Source organism: Massilia cavernae (assembly GCF_003590855.1).
GTDB classification, from domain to species: domain Bacteria; phylum Pseudomonadota; class Gammaproteobacteria; order Burkholderiales; family Burkholderiaceae_D; genus Telluria_A; species Telluria_A cavernae.
In genome coordinates, this window is sequence record NZ_QYUP01000132.1 from 1 (window position 1) to 15,888 (window position 15,888).

General features: G+C 61.6%; 15 protein-coding genes. 5 read left to right on the forward strand and 10 right to left on the reverse strand.

Annotated elements, in window-relative coordinates:
- On the forward strand, positions 1-253 hold a 253-nt coding region (locus D3872_RS17685), incomplete at its 5' end, for a YnfA family protein (RefSeq protein WP_147373908.1).
- A 35-nt stretch (positions 254-288) separates the two neighbouring features.
- Here the strand turns inward: D3872_RS17685 and D3872_RS17690 are convergent.
- From D3872_RS17690 to D3872_RS17700, 3 genes are read right to left on the reverse strand one after another with little or no spacing between them, the layout of a single operon-like run.
- A complete protein-coding gene (locus D3872_RS17690) occupies positions 289-903 on the reverse strand; it encodes a redoxin domain-containing protein (protein ID WP_119812048.1) in 615 nt (204 codons plus the stop codon).
- A gap of 41 nt (positions 904-944) precedes the next feature.
- Complete coding sequence (locus tag D3872_RS17695; protein WP_229459390.1) at positions 945-3,059, reverse strand: protein-disulfide reductase DsbD family protein; 2,115 nt, start codon at positions 3,057-3,059, stop codon at positions 945-947.
- Complete coding sequence (locus D3872_RS17700) at positions 3,056-3,667, reverse strand: TetR/AcrR family transcriptional regulator (protein WP_229459391.1); 612 nt, start codon at positions 3,665-3,667, stop codon at positions 3,056-3,058. Before D3872_RS17700 ends, D3872_RS17695 begins: the two co-directional genes overlap by 4 nt.
- Positions 3,668-3,789: 122 nt before the next feature.
- On the opposite strand from D3872_RS17700, the gene D3872_RS17705 reads away from it, so the two are divergent.
- The 3 genes from D3872_RS17705 to D3872_RS25740 all read left to right on the forward strand — a co-directional run bounded on the left by D3872_RS17705 (position 3,790) and on the right by D3872_RS25740 (position 5,768).
- Positions 3,790-4,821, forward strand: coding sequence for an aldo/keto reductase (locus D3872_RS17705; protein ID WP_119812050.1), 1,032 nt, complete (start codon positions 3,790-3,792; stop codon positions 4,819-4,821).
- A gap of 183 nt (positions 4,822-5,004) precedes the next feature.
- Positions 5,005-5,442: an alpha/beta hydrolase family protein gene (locus D3872_RS27530; RefSeq protein ID WP_370660975.1), complete on the forward strand. Its 438-nt coding sequence runs from the start codon at positions 5,005-5,007 to the stop codon at positions 5,440-5,442.
- Complete coding sequence (locus D3872_RS25740) at positions 5,352-5,768, forward strand: alpha/beta hydrolase (RefSeq protein WP_182915848.1); 417 nt, start codon at positions 5,352-5,354, stop codon at positions 5,766-5,768. The genes D3872_RS27530 and D3872_RS25740 overlap by 91 nt, the downstream gene beginning before the upstream one ends.
- A 169-nt stretch (positions 5,769-5,937) precedes the next feature.
- Here D3872_RS25740 and D3872_RS17720 read toward each other — a convergent pair whose 3' ends face one another.
- The 3 genes from D3872_RS17720 to D3872_RS17730 all read right to left on the reverse strand — a co-directional run bounded on the left by D3872_RS17720 (position 5,938) and on the right by D3872_RS17730 (position 8,643).
- Entirely contained in the window at positions 5,938-6,357 is a 420-nt protein-coding gene (locus tag D3872_RS17720) for a hypothetical protein (RefSeq protein ID WP_147373909.1), read from the reverse strand.
- An 8-nt stretch (positions 6,358-6,365) separates the two neighbouring features.
- On the reverse strand, positions 6,366-7,172 hold the full coding sequence (locus D3872_RS17725) for an NAD-dependent epimerase/dehydratase family protein (RefSeq protein WP_119812054.1): 807 nt from the start codon (positions 7,170-7,172) through the stop codon (positions 6,366-6,368).
- 61 nt (positions 7,173-7,233) lie between these two features.
- A complete protein-coding gene (locus tag D3872_RS17730; RefSeq protein WP_119812055.1) occupies positions 7,234-8,643 on the reverse strand; it encodes an MFS transporter in 1,410 nt (469 codons plus the stop codon).
- A 639-nt stretch (positions 8,644-9,282) separates the two neighbouring features.
- Here D3872_RS17730 and D3872_RS17735 point away from each other — a divergent pair.
- Positions 9,283-10,302 (forward strand): GSU2403 family nucleotidyltransferase fold protein, encoded by a 1,020-nt coding sequence (locus tag D3872_RS17735; protein ID WP_119812056.1) that lies wholly within the window; start codon positions 9,283-9,285, stop codon positions 10,300-10,302.
- A gap of 138 nt (positions 10,303-10,440) precedes the next feature.
- Here D3872_RS17735 and D3872_RS17740 read toward each other — a convergent pair whose 3' ends face one another.
- From D3872_RS17740 to D3872_RS17755, 4 genes are all read right to left on the reverse strand, one after another.
- Positions 10,441-10,734, reverse strand: a complete 294-nt coding sequence (locus D3872_RS17740) for a hypothetical protein (RefSeq protein ID WP_119812057.1) — start codon at positions 10,732-10,734, stop codon at positions 10,441-10,443.
- A gap of 150 nt (positions 10,735-10,884) precedes the next feature.
- Positions 10,885-11,811, reverse strand: a complete 927-nt coding sequence (locus D3872_RS17745; protein WP_119812058.1) for an SWIM zinc finger family protein — start codon at positions 11,809-11,811, stop codon at positions 10,885-10,887.
- 16 nt (positions 11,812-11,827) lie between these two features.
- Positions 11,828-14,461: a DEAD/DEAH box helicase gene (locus tag D3872_RS17750; protein ID WP_307719441.1), complete on the reverse strand. Its 2,634-nt coding sequence runs from the start codon at positions 14,459-14,461 to the stop codon at positions 11,828-11,830.
- Between the two features lie 275 nt (positions 14,462-14,736).
- Positions 14,737-15,888: malectin domain-containing carbohydrate-binding protein (locus D3872_RS17755; protein ID WP_220476959.1), on the reverse strand; the 1,152-nt coding region annotated here is incomplete at its 5' end.

A 15,888-nucleotide genomic window follows, 5' to 3' on the forward strand; every position in this document is an offset into this window, starting at 1 on the left:
GTGGACGGGCAAAGGGTCGCCCTGGCTCTTGCTGCCGGCGGCGTTGAGTTTGATCGCATTTGTGTGGTTGCTGACGCTGCACCCTGCCGCCAGTGGCCGTGTTTACGCCACCTATGGCGCCATCTACATTGCCACGGCCTTGGGATGGCTGTATTTCGTTGACGGTGTAACGCCCGAGTGGAATGACTATCTTGGCGTGGGCCTGGCGCTCGCCGGCGCCGGCTTTATCGCGATTGGGCACCGGGCCGCCTAAGCCGACCGGTGCCAGGAAGCCAGGGGAACCGTTGTCTAGCCCGCCGCGCCGTATTTCACGGAGCAGCCGTAAGGCTTGGTGACTGATTTGCTGACCGGTTTGCCGGCGACAGTTTCATCGATCGCCTGGATGACGTAATTGGTGGCACCGGCGATATCGGCTGGATTGGAACTCGCCTTGCTGTCGATCGCGCCGGCATACACCAGCTTTCCGGCAGGATCGATCAGGAACATATGCGGGGTTGTGCGCGCGCTATAGGCGCGAGCGATCTTGCCTTCATCGACCAGGATCGCCGTGGCGGCCGCACCTTTCGCTTTCGCCCAGGCCGCCAGCGCCGCGACATCTTTCGGGTCGCTCTGCGCGATGCCCGTCGTGTTCACAGACAGCCATGCGACGTCCTTGGCGGCTGCATGCTTCTGCGTGGCCTGCATGTTGCCGCTGTTGTAGTGCTTCTGGCTGAATGGGCAATCGGGATTCACCCATTCCAGTACAACGTACTTGCCCTTGAAGCTGGCCAGTGACACCGTTTTTCCAGCAGTATCGATACCAGAGAAGGCCGGAGCTGCCTGCCCCACAATCGCCTGAGCTGCGGCGAGGCCGGCACCCGTCAAGCCGGCGATCAGTACTGCTGCCATCGTCATCTTCTTCATTTCAATCTCCTCATCTGGTTTAATTACATTCAAGAATCACGTCAAAGATTGCCCAACGCCGACCGGACTTCCTCCACTGTCAGCAACTCGGACAGCACTTGTGGCGAGTCGGTTTTCGTACCGTAGATCGCATAAACCGGCACGCCGCTGCGCCCGAGCAGCGCTAGTTGCTGTGTAATGGCCGGATCCCGCCGGGTCCAGTCGGCGCGCAACAGTACGACCTGCCGGGTTTCGAATTCCGCCAGCAACCCGGCATCAGCCAATGTGGTGCGCTTGTTGAATTGACAGGTTATACACCAGGCTGCCGTGAAATCTACGAACACCGGCTTTCCGGCGGTACGAGCTTGCTCCACCGCCGCCACCGACCACGGCGCCCACTGCCCGGCGCCTTGCGTTTGCGCCTGACCCGACGCTGCCGTTTCTGAGCGCAGCGCAGGCCACACCAGCGCGGTTGCCAATGCCAGCATGAACAAACCCGACCCGGCCAGCAGCACGCGCGCCCTGCGTGAATGCACTGGAGTGCCGATCGTCCAGCATGCAAAGGCAAGCGCGATCAGCGCGCCCGCCATGCCCGCCATTGCGTCGACACCCGTCTGCTGCCCCAGCACCCAGAGCAGCCAGACCACGGTGGCGAACATCGGGAAAGCCATGATCACCTTGAAACGCAGCATCCACGGACCGGGCCGGGGCAACAGGCGAGCAAAGCCCGGCCAGAGGGTCGCAGCCAGATAGGGAGCGGCCATGCCCAGCCCCAGCGCCGCAAAGATCGCCATTGCCCTTGGCACGGATTCAGTCAGCGCCGCGCCCAGCGCAGCCCCCATGAAGGGAGCCGTGCAAGGCGAAGCGATCGCGACCGCAAGGGCACCGCTGAGCGCATCGTCTACCAGCGGGTTCTTGGCTCGATAGCCTGCCACCGTGCCAGGCAGCAGCGTCCCGAACTCGAACACCCCAGCAAGGTTCAAACCGATCAGCGTGAACAGCGCGGCGAGCACCGAGACAAAGACTGGTGACTGGAGCTGAAAACCCCATCCCAGTTGCTCGCCGCCGGCACGAAGGACAAGCAGCAGGCAAGCCAGTGCAATGAAGGAAAAGACGACACCAGCGGTATAGGCCAGGCCACCCGCGATTGCCCGGCGGCGGTCACCGCCGCGTTGGGCGAAACCGAAAATTTTCAACGACAGGACCGGGAACACGCAGGGCATCAGGTTAAGCATGGCGCCGCCGGCGAGCGCGAACAGCAGCGCCAGCATGAATGCCGGCGCGGTCGCTGCGCTCACGTCGGCCACTGCTACGGCGCTAGCGGCAGCACCAGCAGACCAGCCGCCCACTATCGGAATCGTCAGCATCCAGCCAGCGGATTGATTCGGGGCAGACAGGACCACTTTCAATGCATCCGGGCTTTCACTGCGCTGCAGCGACAACGGAACGCGCAGGCGCAACGTGGTACCCGCCCAACGTTGTTCAACTTGCCCGGCATGATCGATCACGCCCGCGTCTTCCGCCATGAACTGCAGCGCTTGCCCCTGCGCAGGCGCGGGCAAACCATGAACCTCAATCGCAAGCGCCGCACCGACGACCCGTCCGCTCGCGCTGGCGCCTGGCACAGCGCGCGGCGTGGCAACGCGTGCTGCATCGAAGAGCTCCCGGTGCGACGTAGTCGGCGAACGGGCCGATATCTCAATGTGAAAATCGCCTGATTCGGGGAGGCAGATCTCTTTGCACACCAGCCATTCGGCGTGCAGCCGGACCGTTAATGTAGAACCGGCGAAGTCCGCTGGCACGGCCACCGATACCGGCAGCAGCACTTGCCCCTCGTAGCCGTAGTTCACCAGCGGACCGAGCGGCAGGCGCCGCGGTGTCGGCCAGACGATGTCTCCCGCCACGAACCCGGTTGGGAGCACCCAGTTCAAAGTTGTTGGCAGCCCGGAGTCACCGGGATTTTTCCAGTAGGTATGCCAATGGGGCTGGTGGGTGATCGCCAACCCAAGCCAAAGCGGCTTTCCTGGCGAGATGCCTTCCGGCGCTTGCGCGACCAGCTCTGCCCGGACATGGTCCGTCACCACGACTGCGGGTTCAGCGTGCGCCAGATGCGGCACAAGCGCCATGAAAAAGCCGATGGCGGCGAATTTCGCTATCAGCATCACTGTTTGTGTCACTTCATTGTCCCGTCGCTTATCGTGGCGCCAAAGCGCAGGCCGTCCACAAGCAAGGAAACCATTCGACGTGCCTGCGCCATATCGCCTTCGGCTGCCGGCATTGCAAGCCGCGTGCTGGCCATCAACAGTTCGCTGGCATCGATATCGCCGCGAATTACCCCGGCGGAGACTGCAGCTTCGAGCAGCATTTGCAACGCCGGAGTCAGCCGCTTCAGGAAATAATCCGGCAGTGCCTGGTAAGCCGATGCGCCCGAGTGAAGCGCGGCTGCCAATCCCCGCTTGGTCGCGATCAGTTCGACCAGGCGCTGCATCCATTGAGCAAGCGCTTCTGCGGGCGGCAACGTACCTGCGAGCATGACGGATGCATCGGCGCACGCGTCGACTTCCTTCTGGACGATTGCCACGATGAGATCCGATCGCTGCGGAAAGTGCCGGTAGATGGTCCCGATCCCAACGCCGGCCTTTTGCGCGATTTCGCGCACCGGTGCGTCTACCCCAAGCTCATCGAACACCGTCATTGCAGCCTGGAGCACAGCCTCCACGTTGCGCCGTGCGTCAGCCCGTACTGGCCCGTCTTTGCTTTCCCCTGCCTTGTCTGGTTTGCTCAAATCAACTCCATGAAAAAAACGCTTGCGAAGCGGAACACTGTTCCGGTAAAGTGGAACTTCGTTCCGCATAGTGTATATCGCATTGATCGGAACGCCATCAATTTTTGAGGAGATCAGAAATCATGAACTATCGCTCCCTGGGCCGTACCGGTATCAAAGTCAGCGCATATTGCCTTGGCTCGATGATGTTTGGGAAGGGTGGAAATCCGGATCACGACGAGTGCATCCGGATGATCCACAAGTCGCTGGATGCCGGCATCAACTACATCGACACTGCCGACGCCTACAGTCATGGCGAATCGGAGGAGATCGTCGGCAAGGCGCTGAAGGGGCGACGCGATAGCGTCGTCATCGGAACGAAGGTTTTCCACCCCATGGGCGACGATCCCAACAGGCGCGGTGGTTCGCGAAGCTGGATCACCCGTGCCGTGGAAGACTCCCTGCGCCGGCTACAGACGGATTATCTCGACCTGTACCAGCTCCATCGGCCGGCGCCGGACACCGACATCGAAGAAAGCCTCTCGGTCCTGACCGACCTGATGCGGGCAGGCAAAATCCGCGCAATCGGGACGTCGACGTTTCCTGCTGCCGACATCGTTGAAGCGCAATGGGTAGCCGAGCGGCGCGGGCTTGCGCGCTTTCGCATCGAGCAACAGCCCTATTCCATCCTCAACCGGCAGATCGAAAGGGAGATACTGCCAGCCTGCCAGCGTTACGGCATGGGCGTCACGGCCTGGAGTCCACTCGCAAAAGGACTCCTGACCGGCAAGTACCGCAGGGGGCAGGAGCAACCCGATTCGCTGCGTGCCAAATATTTTCCCAAGTTGATGTCTGACGAGGCCAGTCTGGATCGGATCGACATGCTCATTCCCCTGGCGCAGGAGGCCGGGCTCTCGCTGACGCACATGGCGCTCGCCTTCGTGGTGGCACATCCGGCGATTGCCTCGGCCATTATCGGGCCGCGAACGATGGCGCAGCTTGACGACCTGCTCGCGGGCACCCAGGCGATGGTGAGTGACGACATGCTCGATCGCATTGACGCGATCGTTCCTCCGGGCGTCGACGTGGCCCCGCTGGAAGGATCAGCTTATTCGCCACCTGCGATTGTGCAAGCCTCATTGCGCCGGCGCCCGCCAACCGAACGTTGCTTCTGAATCATGAACAGGCAACGCCGTACTTTTTGTCGCTTCGGCTCTGCATTGGCGCTTGCCAGTGCATTGCCAAGCGCCGCGAGCGCCACCACGCCCTCTTTTGACACGCTGGATCTGGACTGGGCTGACGCACAACGTCAACGCCCAGTGCCTGTGCGACTGTACCTTCCGAAGAATCGACGACCAATGCCGCTTGTGGTGTTCTCGCACGGTATCGGAGGCTCGCGAAACGGGTACAGCTGGCTTGGCCGCTACTTTGCGCATCAAGGGATTGCAAGCCTGCATATGCAACACGTGGGCAGTGACGTACATCTACGAAGTGGCAACATCTTCAATATCTTCGGACGCCTGCGAAATGCTGCGCAGGAAAGTGAAGCCATTGCCCGCGCGAAGGACCTGCGCTTCACACTCGACACACTATTAACCAGCGAGCTCGGTCGACATATCGACGTCAACCGTATTATCGCCGCCGGCCACAGTTATGGCGCTAATCCAGTGGCGCACGGATCGAACGCGAAGGCAGCATCATTCAATTGCGTGACGACCGGATCCGGGCGGCCATCGTCATTTCAGCTCCACCATTTTATGGCGAGGCGGAACCGCGGAAGATCCTGCAGTCGGTAACCGTGCCGAGCCTGCACGTAAGCTGCACCGACGACATCATTCTTATCCCTGGTTACTACAGTGGTGCCGGGGACCGGGTTGCGGTGTTCGACGCCACTGGCAGCGCGCGCAAGTGGCTTGCTGTTTACCAAGGTGGATCACATAGCATGTTTACCGATCGTGCTGGCGTAGGGGGCGCTGCGCTCAACGCACGAGTGAAAATGGCCACCCAAGCCTTATCAGTCGCCTTTATCGGGGCTGCGCTCGGCGACCACGCATATGGTCCGCACGACTGGGCTCGCGTGAATGCGTCCATCCTGGCGCGTTTTTCCGTTGCTGGCGTATGAAGCGGGGTCAGTTCATTTGACTAAGGCTCCGCATGCCTTGCGCGCAGCGCTGCAATCCACAACACTGTCCCAAGCAGTGCGAAAAGACCGGCCGCGAGGAATATCAGCCTGAAATCGCTGCCAGTCCAGTCCAGTCCAGCACTGCGCCTGTTACTGGACGGCGGAATTGCTAGGCGTGCGCGGCCGGCTCACGCTGATCGGCACGCCGGCCTGGCGCGCCGAACAAGGCGGTCACCAGGGGATCGCGGCGCGCAGGTGGATTGGGCGCGCCGAAGGGAAAATCGGCGCGATCGGTGTCCGCGAGCGTCGCGAGGAAGCGCTGCACCAGCGGCCGGTCGGCACTGAGTTGGTAAAGCGTCCGGTCGAGGCATCCGGCGTCCTGCCTGACCGGATGCGACGCAACCACGCCCGCGTCGAGCAATTCGAGAATGTAGTTGCGAGCCGCGGTCAGGGAACAGTTGAGGAGCATGGCGGCCGCAGCACAGCCAATATCGCGCTCTCCGAACTCTTCGACCAACGCGCGCAAATTCCTGACGCGCCGCACGCTCGATGGCCTCGGGCCTCGCGGGAAGACGGTGACAGGATCCATGTTCGTCCTTAGCCGAACTGAGGTCCATTCAGGATAAACGGGCCACCCTGGTATGTGGCGCCGACGTCGTCCGCGGCCGGGTAGTTGCCGGACGGAGGAAACATGCCGTTGAACTTGGTGGAGCTGTCCTTTGCCACGAAACCGAGGTGCCCGGCCTTGCGGTTGTCCCACCATTTGGCAGGGTTATCCGACATGCCGAACAGGATGGTGTGGCCGACCTTCGCCGTCATGAGCGAGCAGCGCAGCGATTCGACCAGGTCGTCGTAACTGAAGTAAGTGACCAGCATGCGCGCCGACTGCGGTTCCGGGAACGAGGAACCGATCCGGATGCACACCGTCTCGATGCCGAAGCGGTCGAAGTAGTAGCGCGACAGGTTTTCGCCAAAGCACTTGGACACGCCATACATCGTGTCCGGGCGCACCGGATCGTCCGCGTCGATGACCTCGGTCTGCTTGTAGAAGCCGATCGCGTGGTTCGAACTGGCGAACACCACGCGCCGCACGCCATGCTTGTGCACCGCCTCGTACAGGTTGGCGGTGCCGACGATATTGGCCGACAGGATCGCGTCGAACGGCGCTTCGACCGAGATGCCGCCGAAATGCAGCACCGCGTCGACGCCCTCCATCATTTTCATCACGGCGGCCTTGTCGGCGAGGTCGCACTGGACGATTTCCTCGCCCTCGCGCGCTTCGCCCAGGTCGGCCAGGTCCGACAGGCGCACCACGTCGGCCCACGGTTTGATACGGTCGCGCAGCACCTTGCCCAGGCCGCCCGCGGCACCGGTCAGCAATATGCGTTTGAATGGTTTTGACATCGCTTACTTTCAAATAGGGTTAGTCTGATCTGAACGGCCTTCGACTACTTCGCTGAAGGTGCTACTTGGCGGCGGCAGGCATGCCGAACTTCGGCCGCGGCGCTTCGATCTCGGAATGGGTCGGCACCAGGACCTTCATCACGCACCACGCCAGCAGGTAGGCCACCGCGCACACCGCGAACATGATGGTGTAGCCGGTGTGGATCTTGCCCATGGCGCCGAAATAGTCGAACACCCAGCCGCCGGTTTTCGACATCAACACGCCGCCCAGCCCGCCGGCCATGCCGCCGATGCCCACTACCGACGCCACCGACGTCTTGGGGAACATGTCGGACACGGTGGTGAACAGGTTGCACGACCAGGCCTGGTGCGCCGACGCGCCGATTCCGATCAGCACCACCGGCACCCACACGCTGATATAGCCAAGCGGCTGCGCCAGCAAGACCACCAGCGGGCACAGGGCGATCAGCAGCATCGCTTTCATGCGGCCGTCGTACGGCGTGTAGCCCTTGTTGATGAACCAGGTCGGCAGCCAGCCGCCGCCGATACTACCGACCATCGTCATGCTGTACAGGACCGCGAGCGGCGCCATGATGGCGGTCTTTTCCATGCCATATTGGGCGGACAGGTATTTCGGCAGCCAGAACAGGAAGAACCACCACACGCCATCGGTCATGAATTTGCCGAAGGCGAATGCCCAGGTCTGGCGATACGCCAGCAGTTGGAACCACGTGATGGTCTGCTCCTGGCCGGTGGTAAGCTGCTCGCCCGCTGCAGGCGCGGCGGCGACGTCGCTATTAATGTATGCCAGTTCGGCGCTGCCGAGGCGCTTCTGCTGCTCCGGCTTTTCATACAGCACCTGCCACAGGCCCATCCAGATGAAGCCAATCGCGCCAATCACGATGAACGCAGCCTGCCAGCCCCACTGCGCGGCAATCCACGGCACGCTGATCGGCGCCAGCACCGCGCCGATATTCGCGCCGGAATTGAAGATGCCGGTCGCGAACGAGCGCTCGCGCTTGGGGAAATACTCGGCCGTCGCCTTGATCGCGGCCGGGAAGTTGCCTGCCTCGCCGATCGCCAGCACGGCGCGCGACAGCATGAAGCCGGCTACCGACACTGGCACCGCCGCGATGCCCACCGCACCCAGGGTAGCTGCCATGCCGGCGCCCACCGGGATCGAGAAGGCATGCATGATCGCGCCGAGCGACCACACCGTGACGGCGAGCATGAAGGCCTGCTTGGTGCCGAGCCGGTCGACTACGCGGCCGGCGAACAGCATCGCGATGGCATACACGAACTGGAACACCGCGGTGATGTTCGCGTAGTCGCTATTGGTCCATCCAAACTCCTTGGACAGGTCGGGCGCGAGCAGGCTGAGCACCTGCCGGTCCAGATAGTTGACCGTCGTGGCGAAGAACAACATGGCGCACACTGTCCACCGGTACTTTCCAACCGCTTGCTGGTTCATCTTTGTCTCTTCATTATGATTATGATTATTCGGTGTGGCAGATCGACGCCTAGGCACTCTAGTCATCGGTCATCCTACAACTTTAGCAAAGTATAGTGACCGTTATTAGAAATAGCAATCTGCCCCAGAAATTTTATTTTGATGGTGAAAACATCAAACTATTCACGAGAATGCTTGAGAATTCTGCATTAACGTCATACGATGTCAGATGATAAGCCAAGGACTTCCTCGCGGACGCAGGTTCGCCGCCATCGCCGCGGAGGTGCGTCACTGGCAGAACGTTGGGCCTGTCGGCAAGGAGATTGGCGGAGGAGTGCGTGCCATACCGGGCACACATAAAAAAATAATAGCCCACGCATTGAATCGAACCCGTCTAAACGGCTTTGCAGGCCGTTAAGCTACCTTTGAAATCAAACACTTAAGCGAAAACTTCCTTCTACACCGCTTTTCCTTCACCTCCACCGGTATGTCCGGAAACCGGTAATCGTCTATCCCTTGTGGTGGTCCAGCCTGGCAACTGTTTCCGGCGAATATAGAACCGCAGCCGATTTGCCGGAAACAGTTGGACGTCGAGTTCAATTGCATTCACCATCTGTTTCCGGCAAAATATTAAAAATATACTTTCCGCCGGAAACAACAATGAAGCTTCTGTCGAACCAGCAGCGCCTTCACCTTGTCAATACTGAGCAACTGTTTGACAACTACCGAAATGCGCAACGTCAGGCGCGCCCCTATACCTATGGCATGCGCTGGAAGACCGTGCGCAAGACCGAATACCTTTTCAGGGATAAAGATCGCCACGGAAATGGTAAGTCGCTTGGTCGCCGATCGCCGGAAACAGAAAAGCTCCTTGAAGCATTCACGCAAGGACGCGCCACAGCGCAAGATCGATTGCGCCAGATCACTGAGCAGCTCGGGGAGCAAGCCCGCCTGAACAAGGCCTTGCGTCTTGGGCGCGTTCCCCGCATTGTCGCGCGCGTACTGCGTGAACTTGACGAAGCTGGTCTTCACGCTGATTTCACCGTGATTGGCACACAGGCGATGTATGCCTACGAATCGGCAGGCGCGTCACACTTTCTGCTGGAATTGCTTGCATCGGGCGACGTCGATTTGCTCTATGACGCACGACATAAAATTACGCTCGCGTCTGAAAAACTCGATGGAAATGGTCTGCTTGGTCTACTCAAGAAGGCAGACAAAACGTTCGAGTGCGTGCGACAAGACGGCTATCGTGCGGCCAATGCAGGCCAGTTCATGGTGGACCTGGTCATTGCACCGCTCGCCATGCAGCATGCCAAACCGGTCACATTCAGCGCATCGGACCTGGTTGCTGCGCAAGTGCCAGGCTTGCAGTGGTTGCTCAATGCGCCGAAACTGGACACCGTCGCTATCGACGAAGATGGATGGCCCGTGCCGATCAAGGTGCCGGATCCGAGGGTATTTGCACTTCATAAAGCGTGGCTATCGACGCTGACAACGCGCGAACCCGTCAAGAAGCGACGGGATCTTGCACAAGGAAAGGCCGTTGCGGCACTGGTGCGGGCAGAAATGCCGCAGTACGCCTTTGAAGAAACGCTCACTTCCTTGCACGGCGATGTCAGAAAAATGTTGCCATTATTGGCAGCTGGCGTGACAGTTGCGCAGCAAGGGCCGTCTTAGTGCTTACTCCAGCCCCCTGCCGCCGTCCATGCTTACGGCGCGGATGCCTCCGGCTCATGGCGCCACCTGGTCGGGCGGCTCGAGCACCTGCCAGTGCAGGCGACCGCTGCGCATGCCCGAAGCGGGCGACACCGTTGTTTAATCGATGCCTGCGATTTCGTAGTCGCCGCCAGGACTGGCGGCGCCGGTAATGCAGCTGAAACAGCCCAAGCCGACCTCGGCTGAACCGATGACCCAGATCGCCGCGCCGCATGCGCAGCGCATTCCCTTGCGATGCGCAGCGATGGCGTCTTCCAGCCGAGACTGCGCTTGGGCGCGCTTCATGCCTGGATTCGACTGCAAGTACTTTTCAAGGTAGGCGCTCATCGCAATGGGCGTAAATGTGTTCTTCATGCGGAAGTATTGATTCAGAAAGTCCATTTCGGCCATCATTTTACGGCAAAGTGCTCACGCGATGGAAGGCGCACCAGGCGGTCAACGAACCTCTCAAGACGATTTAGCGTATCGCGTGACATGCTCATCCGTTCTGCGAAAAGCCTTCCAACCCAGTACACTAGCGCCGGCCTCCGGCGCTTGGGACCGTTAGCGTGCGCGCCGCGCCAGATAGTCTGCAATCGCCTTCTCGGAATGGTCAGCGAGTCCATACACAGCACGCTGTCCGCTCGCCAGCAACACGCCGGATTTGAGCCAGCATTGCCGCATGTGGACCGGAACGCCGCGCGCCGTGAGCTCGCCGGCGCTGATGGTCGTGACCGGCGCCGAGACAGCATCGCGCGCGATGGTCACAGCCGCCACATCGAGATCAATCCCGAACAAGGCTGACAAGTCAGCATCGCCCAGATTCTGGCCCGAATCGGTCTCAGCCTGGACCAGCGAGCCATGGACGGCGCCCTGGATCAGCTCGGCGGGGTCGATATTGCGTAGCAGGAACAGCAATTCCGGCTGAAGATCCAGCCGGTTGCCCACGCCATACAAGGCCGCGGCAATATGCTTGCACATGCCTGCGCCGTCGGGGCAGCTGCAGCTGAAGCGGATTTGCCGAGGTGCGGGAAACAGACCGCTGCCAGCTTGCGCGACCACTTCCATCACGGCAGCCGGCAAGCGCCCCTGCAGCAGATCGACCAGCGACCCAACCTGACCGGCGCAACGCGCCAGTATCGTTTGCCACAGGGCTGGCTCCAGCGGGCGCACGGTGACGCTCACCTGATAAACGCGCGAGCCCGCCACCAGGGCGGTGATGCTTTCCGGGCCAATCTGCAGATCGACGACCGAGCCGTTGCGCACGTAGGTGCGTCCGCGCGGAAGACGGTTCTCGTAATCGCTGTACTGCTCCAGGTTGTCGCACCATTTCTTGCCCCAAAAGGTGTGCGCGATGGTGCGCGCGTCGACGACCACGGGCAGGCAGTCGCGCCCCTTCTTTTTCAAGGCCTTGACCGCCTTCGCCGCCTCGGCGCGCCTTTGCGCGACCGATACGTAAGGGGCCCAGCGGCCATCATCATTTCTACCCATGCCACTCTCCGCGGAATTATTCGATGGATGCGCTATTGATATCGAGCGATACCATCCGAATAAGTTCATCATTGCTCATTTCGGTCAGGCTGGCCTCGGCGCCGCCTTCCAGCATGTCATTCGACAGGTTTTGTTTCGCTTCAATCAGGGCGTCGATTTTTTCCTCGACGGTGCCGCGGCAAATGAATTTGTGTACCAGCACGTTCTTCTTTTGACCGATCCGGTATGCTCGGTCGCTGGCCTGATTTTCAACGGCCGGGTTCCACCAACGGTCAAAATGGATCACATGCGCCGCCGCCGTCAGGTTCAGGCCGGTTCCGCCGGCCTTGATCGACAGCACAAAGAACGGCGGCCCGGATTCGTCCTGAAACTGCTCGACCAATCCCTTGCGCGCCCGGATCGCTGTCCCGCCGTGCAACACCAGGCCGGGGCGCTTGAATACCGTTTGCAAGAAATCGTGCAGCGGCGCTGTCATTTCCTGAAACTGGGTAAACACCAGCACCTTTTCCTGGCGCGCCGCGATTTCCTCGGCAAGCTCGCGCAGGCGCGCGAATTTGCCGCTATCCTCGGGCGCATACTGGCCATCGCCCGACCACTGCGCCGGATGGTTGCAGATTTGCTTGAACCGCATCAGGAAGGCCAGCACGGCGCCGCGCCGGGCAATGCCATCCAGGCTGGCCAGCTGTTGCTGCAAAGCTTGTACCGCCGCCTGGTACAGGCTGACCTGCAAGCGCGACAACGCACAGTAGGCCTTGATCTCGGTCTTGTCCGGCAGGTCCCCGATGATGCGTTTGTCGCTTTTAAGGCGCCGCAAAATATACGGTTGGACCAGCTTGCGCAAGGGCGCATAAGCGGCGCCGTCGCCCTGCTCCAGGCGTTTGACGAAGCCGGCGAACGCCTTGGCGCTGCCGAGCAAACCCGGGCAAATAAAATCGAACAGCGACCACAGGTCGCCCAGGCTGTTTTCGACTGGCGTTCCGGTGAGCGCGAAGCGCACCCGGCTATGCAGACTCTTGACCGAGCGGGTTTGCTGCGCGCCCGGATTCTTGATCGCCTGTGCTTCATCGAGCACCACGATGGACCAGTGCGTCTCGCGCAGCGCCGGCACGCGCATCAGGGTGCCGTAGGTGGTGAGCACCACGTCGACCTGGCCGAAGTGTGCGGCAGGCAACGCCGCCAGGCGCCTGGTCGGCATGGCTGACGGATGCGCCACCAGCATGCTCAGGCCGGGCGCGAAACGCGCCATTTCGGCTTGCCAGTTACCGATCAGGGATGCCGGCAATACCAACAAATGCGGCCCTGGATCGGCGCCGCGCTTGGCTATCAACAGCAAGGCGAGTACCTGTACCGTCTTGCCCAGCCCCATGTCGTCGGCCAGGCAACCGCCCAAACCGAGACAATTGAGCAAATGCAGCCAGCGCACGCCATCTTGCTGGTAAGGGCGCAGTTGCGCCTTCAGTTCCGGCCCCGGCAGCACCGCATCGTCGCCATGCGCGGGATTGCGCAAGTCATGGAGCACGGCCTTGAGCCAGTCGCCCGCCACCACCCGGGACCAGTCGCTGCTTGCCGCGGCCAATGCCGGCGCGCCTTTGGCGTCGACGCTGACGCCAGCGAGCAGGCGCATCCCCTCGAGGAAAGAGATGCCCTCGCCGGCGCGGCGCTGCACCATGTTCCAATGCGCCAGCACGGTATCGAGCTGCGCCTGGTCGACTTCGACCCAGCGCCCCTTGAGGCGCACCAGGCCGGAGCCGGCCGCCATCAGTTCGGCCCACTCCGCTTCGGTCAGCACCTCGTCGCCGAGCGAAAAGGCGATATCGAAATCGAGCAGCGCGTCCAGCCCCAAACCCGCCGCGCGCTGGCCGATATTGACCTGCACTTGCGGGCGCGAAGGCTGGCCCGGCTTCCACCAGTCGGGGATGCGCACCACGATGCCGCTGGCTTCAAACAGGGGGATATTCTGCAGGAACTGATGGGCATCCTGGGGCGACCAGGCGCGCGCGTGAAAAATCGCGCCCGACGCCACCAGTGCAGCGAGCCATGGACACTTCTCGGACGCCTTATGCACCTGCATCAACAGGCGCAACAAGGCGTCGCGATTCTCGCTGCCCGCGTATTCCTGCAGCGCGCGCCCGAGCGGCACATGCTGCACCTTGGCCTGCTGCGACACCGTGGCGCCGTAGGTGGCCAAAAAAGCGAATGGCGCTTCGGGATTGGCCTTGTTCTCGGCCAGATGAAAGCAGACGCGCCCCAGCAGATTCCAGCTTGGGTGCTTGTGCGCCAGCCATGCCTGCACGTCGCCATCGTCCTGTGCGATTTGGGCACGAGCTTCGAGCAACAGATCAGCCCACAGCGTTTCCAGGCGCGCCATGTCCAGGTATTCCGCGCCGACCATCGGCGGCAGTCCGGCCAGCAATTGCGCCAGTTCGGCTTGCGGCGCGGGCAGGGCCAGGCTTTCCCATTGGCGGGCCAGGTCCGGCACCGCGCACAGGCGCGTCATGAACAGGTGCGCCAGCTCGCGTCCGAAAGCGAGCGACGGCGGCAAGGCAATGGCCAGTTCGCTGGCGCCCAGGTGCAGCAGCCCGCCCAAGGCATTGCGTTCGAAGGCATGCCGGATGCGCGTCAGTACTGCTGGCGCAACGGCAGCATGCACAGTCGATAGCAGATCCAGATGAAAACGACCGCTGGGGGAAATGGCGAGCGCAGGTGACATGCCGTTACCAGCTGGCGCCGGGGCCGAAAAAAGCGATCGATTCATTGGCGTTATTCTAACAGGCGAATTGCGGCATCGCTCGCCTTCCGACGTCAGCGACACTATTCCACTCCCGGCATTTGTGGCAGAGGGTCAGACAGGGCAGACGTAGCCAATCCTGAAGCGCCGCCAGCACGTCGCTCCTGCCAGGCGGGAGCGACGTTGAAAAGGCCGCCTTACTGCCTGACGACTGTAAGGTTCGAGACCACCGCCTCGCCGACCGACGGTTTGAAGTCCAGCTTCAGCCGGCCGTCGGTCACCGCGACCTTGAAGCTGCGCGTGACCGCCGTACTGTGCGCACCGGCCGCCTGCATGATATCCAGGTTGGCGATCTGGTTCACACCGTTGGCGTCGACGTTGAACACCCGGCTGCCGACAGCGGCCTTGGTAGACGGCTCGAGGAAGCCGAGCGTGACCTGGTAGCTGCCGTTTGCGACTGGAATGTCATAGCCGAAGGCGCCCAGGCGGACCGTGGCCCACTGCATCTTGTCGGCCGCATCGGACACGTTCGCCACCGCGGTCTTGAACATGGCCTTGCCGGTCAGGCTGCCCAGCCCGTCCTCGGTCAGCGGATAACCCAGGCCGCCGCTGAAGAAATTATCCGAACCATAGCGATGCCCGGCTGACGAGATGAAGCCGGTCGCCACCTGGCCTGCCGCGATGTAGACGTTGGCCGCATTGTCCGCGCTCAGGTTCCAGCTGACGCTGTCGCTGCTATTCGTTCCGGCATGCGCGCCTTCGGCCACGATCCTGTTGGCGCCCTCCTTCAGGGCAACGTTCGGAAACACGCAGGTCTTGAGCACGCACTGGCCGGCTGTCATGCTGCCGACCTGCTGGCCATTGACCGAGAGCCTGACCGAATCGGCGTTGCTGTAGACCGTGATATCGGCGACAGGATAAGCACGCTCGGTATAGCGCCGGCCGGTGATGTAGGTGACCGGTTCGCGGCTCCAGTTGGCCTTGTAGAAGAAGAACGGGTCCTTGCGCGTCTTGCGGTCGAAGCTCACCAGCCCCTTGGTGTTGGTGCCCCCGATATCGCCCTCATGCCGAATGCCGGAACCGAAATCGAACATGTTCCAGATGTAGGTGCCCCACACATACGGGCGGGCCGCCATCACCGCGTAGTTCTGCTCATGGGCGTAATTGGCATAGCCTTCCGGCTGGTACAGCGTCCGTGTCTTGCCGCTGGTGTCGAAGCTGGCAACCAGGCCACCGAGCGGATTGTCGGTCTGGTGGGTCAGCGCGGCGCCGGCGCCGTACTCGCTGACACCGATCGGTTGCCGCGGATATTTGGCGTGCATCGCATCGAGGGCCTTGCCCAGGCCTTC

What these genes read in the sequence shown, in the direction of transcription:
- D3872_RS17690 (WP_119812048.1), bottom strand. Translation starts at nt 903, where the DNA reads ATGAAGAAGATGACGATGGCAGCAGTACTGATCGCCGGCTTGACGGGT.
- D3872_RS17740 (WP_119812057.1), bottom strand. Translation starts at nt 10,734, where the DNA reads ATGATGGCCGAAATGGACTTTCTGAATCAATACTTCCGCATGAAGAAC.
- D3872_RS27530 (WP_370660975.1), top strand. Translation starts at nt 5,005, where the DNA reads ATGCCGCTTGTGGTGTTCTCGCACGGTATCGGAGGCTCGCGAAACGGG.
- D3872_RS17720 (WP_147373909.1), bottom strand. Translation starts at nt 6,357, where the DNA reads ATGGATCCTGTCACCGTCTTCCCGCGAGGCCCGAGGCCATCGAGCGTG.
- D3872_RS17735 (WP_119812056.1), top strand. Translation starts at nt 9,283, where the DNA reads ATGAAGCTTCTGTCGAACCAGCAGCGCCTTCACCTTGTCAATACTGAG.
- D3872_RS17745 (WP_119812058.1), bottom strand. Translation starts at nt 11,811, where the DNA reads ATGGGTAGAAATGATGATGGCCGCTGGGCCCCTTACGTATCGGTCGCG.
- D3872_RS17725 (WP_119812054.1), bottom strand. Translation starts at nt 7,172, where the DNA reads ATGTCAAAACCATTCAAACGCATATTGCTGACCGGTGCCGCGGGCGGC.
- D3872_RS17730 (WP_119812055.1), bottom strand. Translation starts at nt 8,643, where the DNA reads ATGAACCAGCAAGCGGTTGGAAAGTACCGGTGGACAGTGTGCGCCATG.
- D3872_RS17705 (WP_119812050.1), top strand. Translation starts at nt 3,790, where the DNA reads ATGAACTATCGCTCCCTGGGCCGTACCGGTATCAAAGTCAGCGCATAT.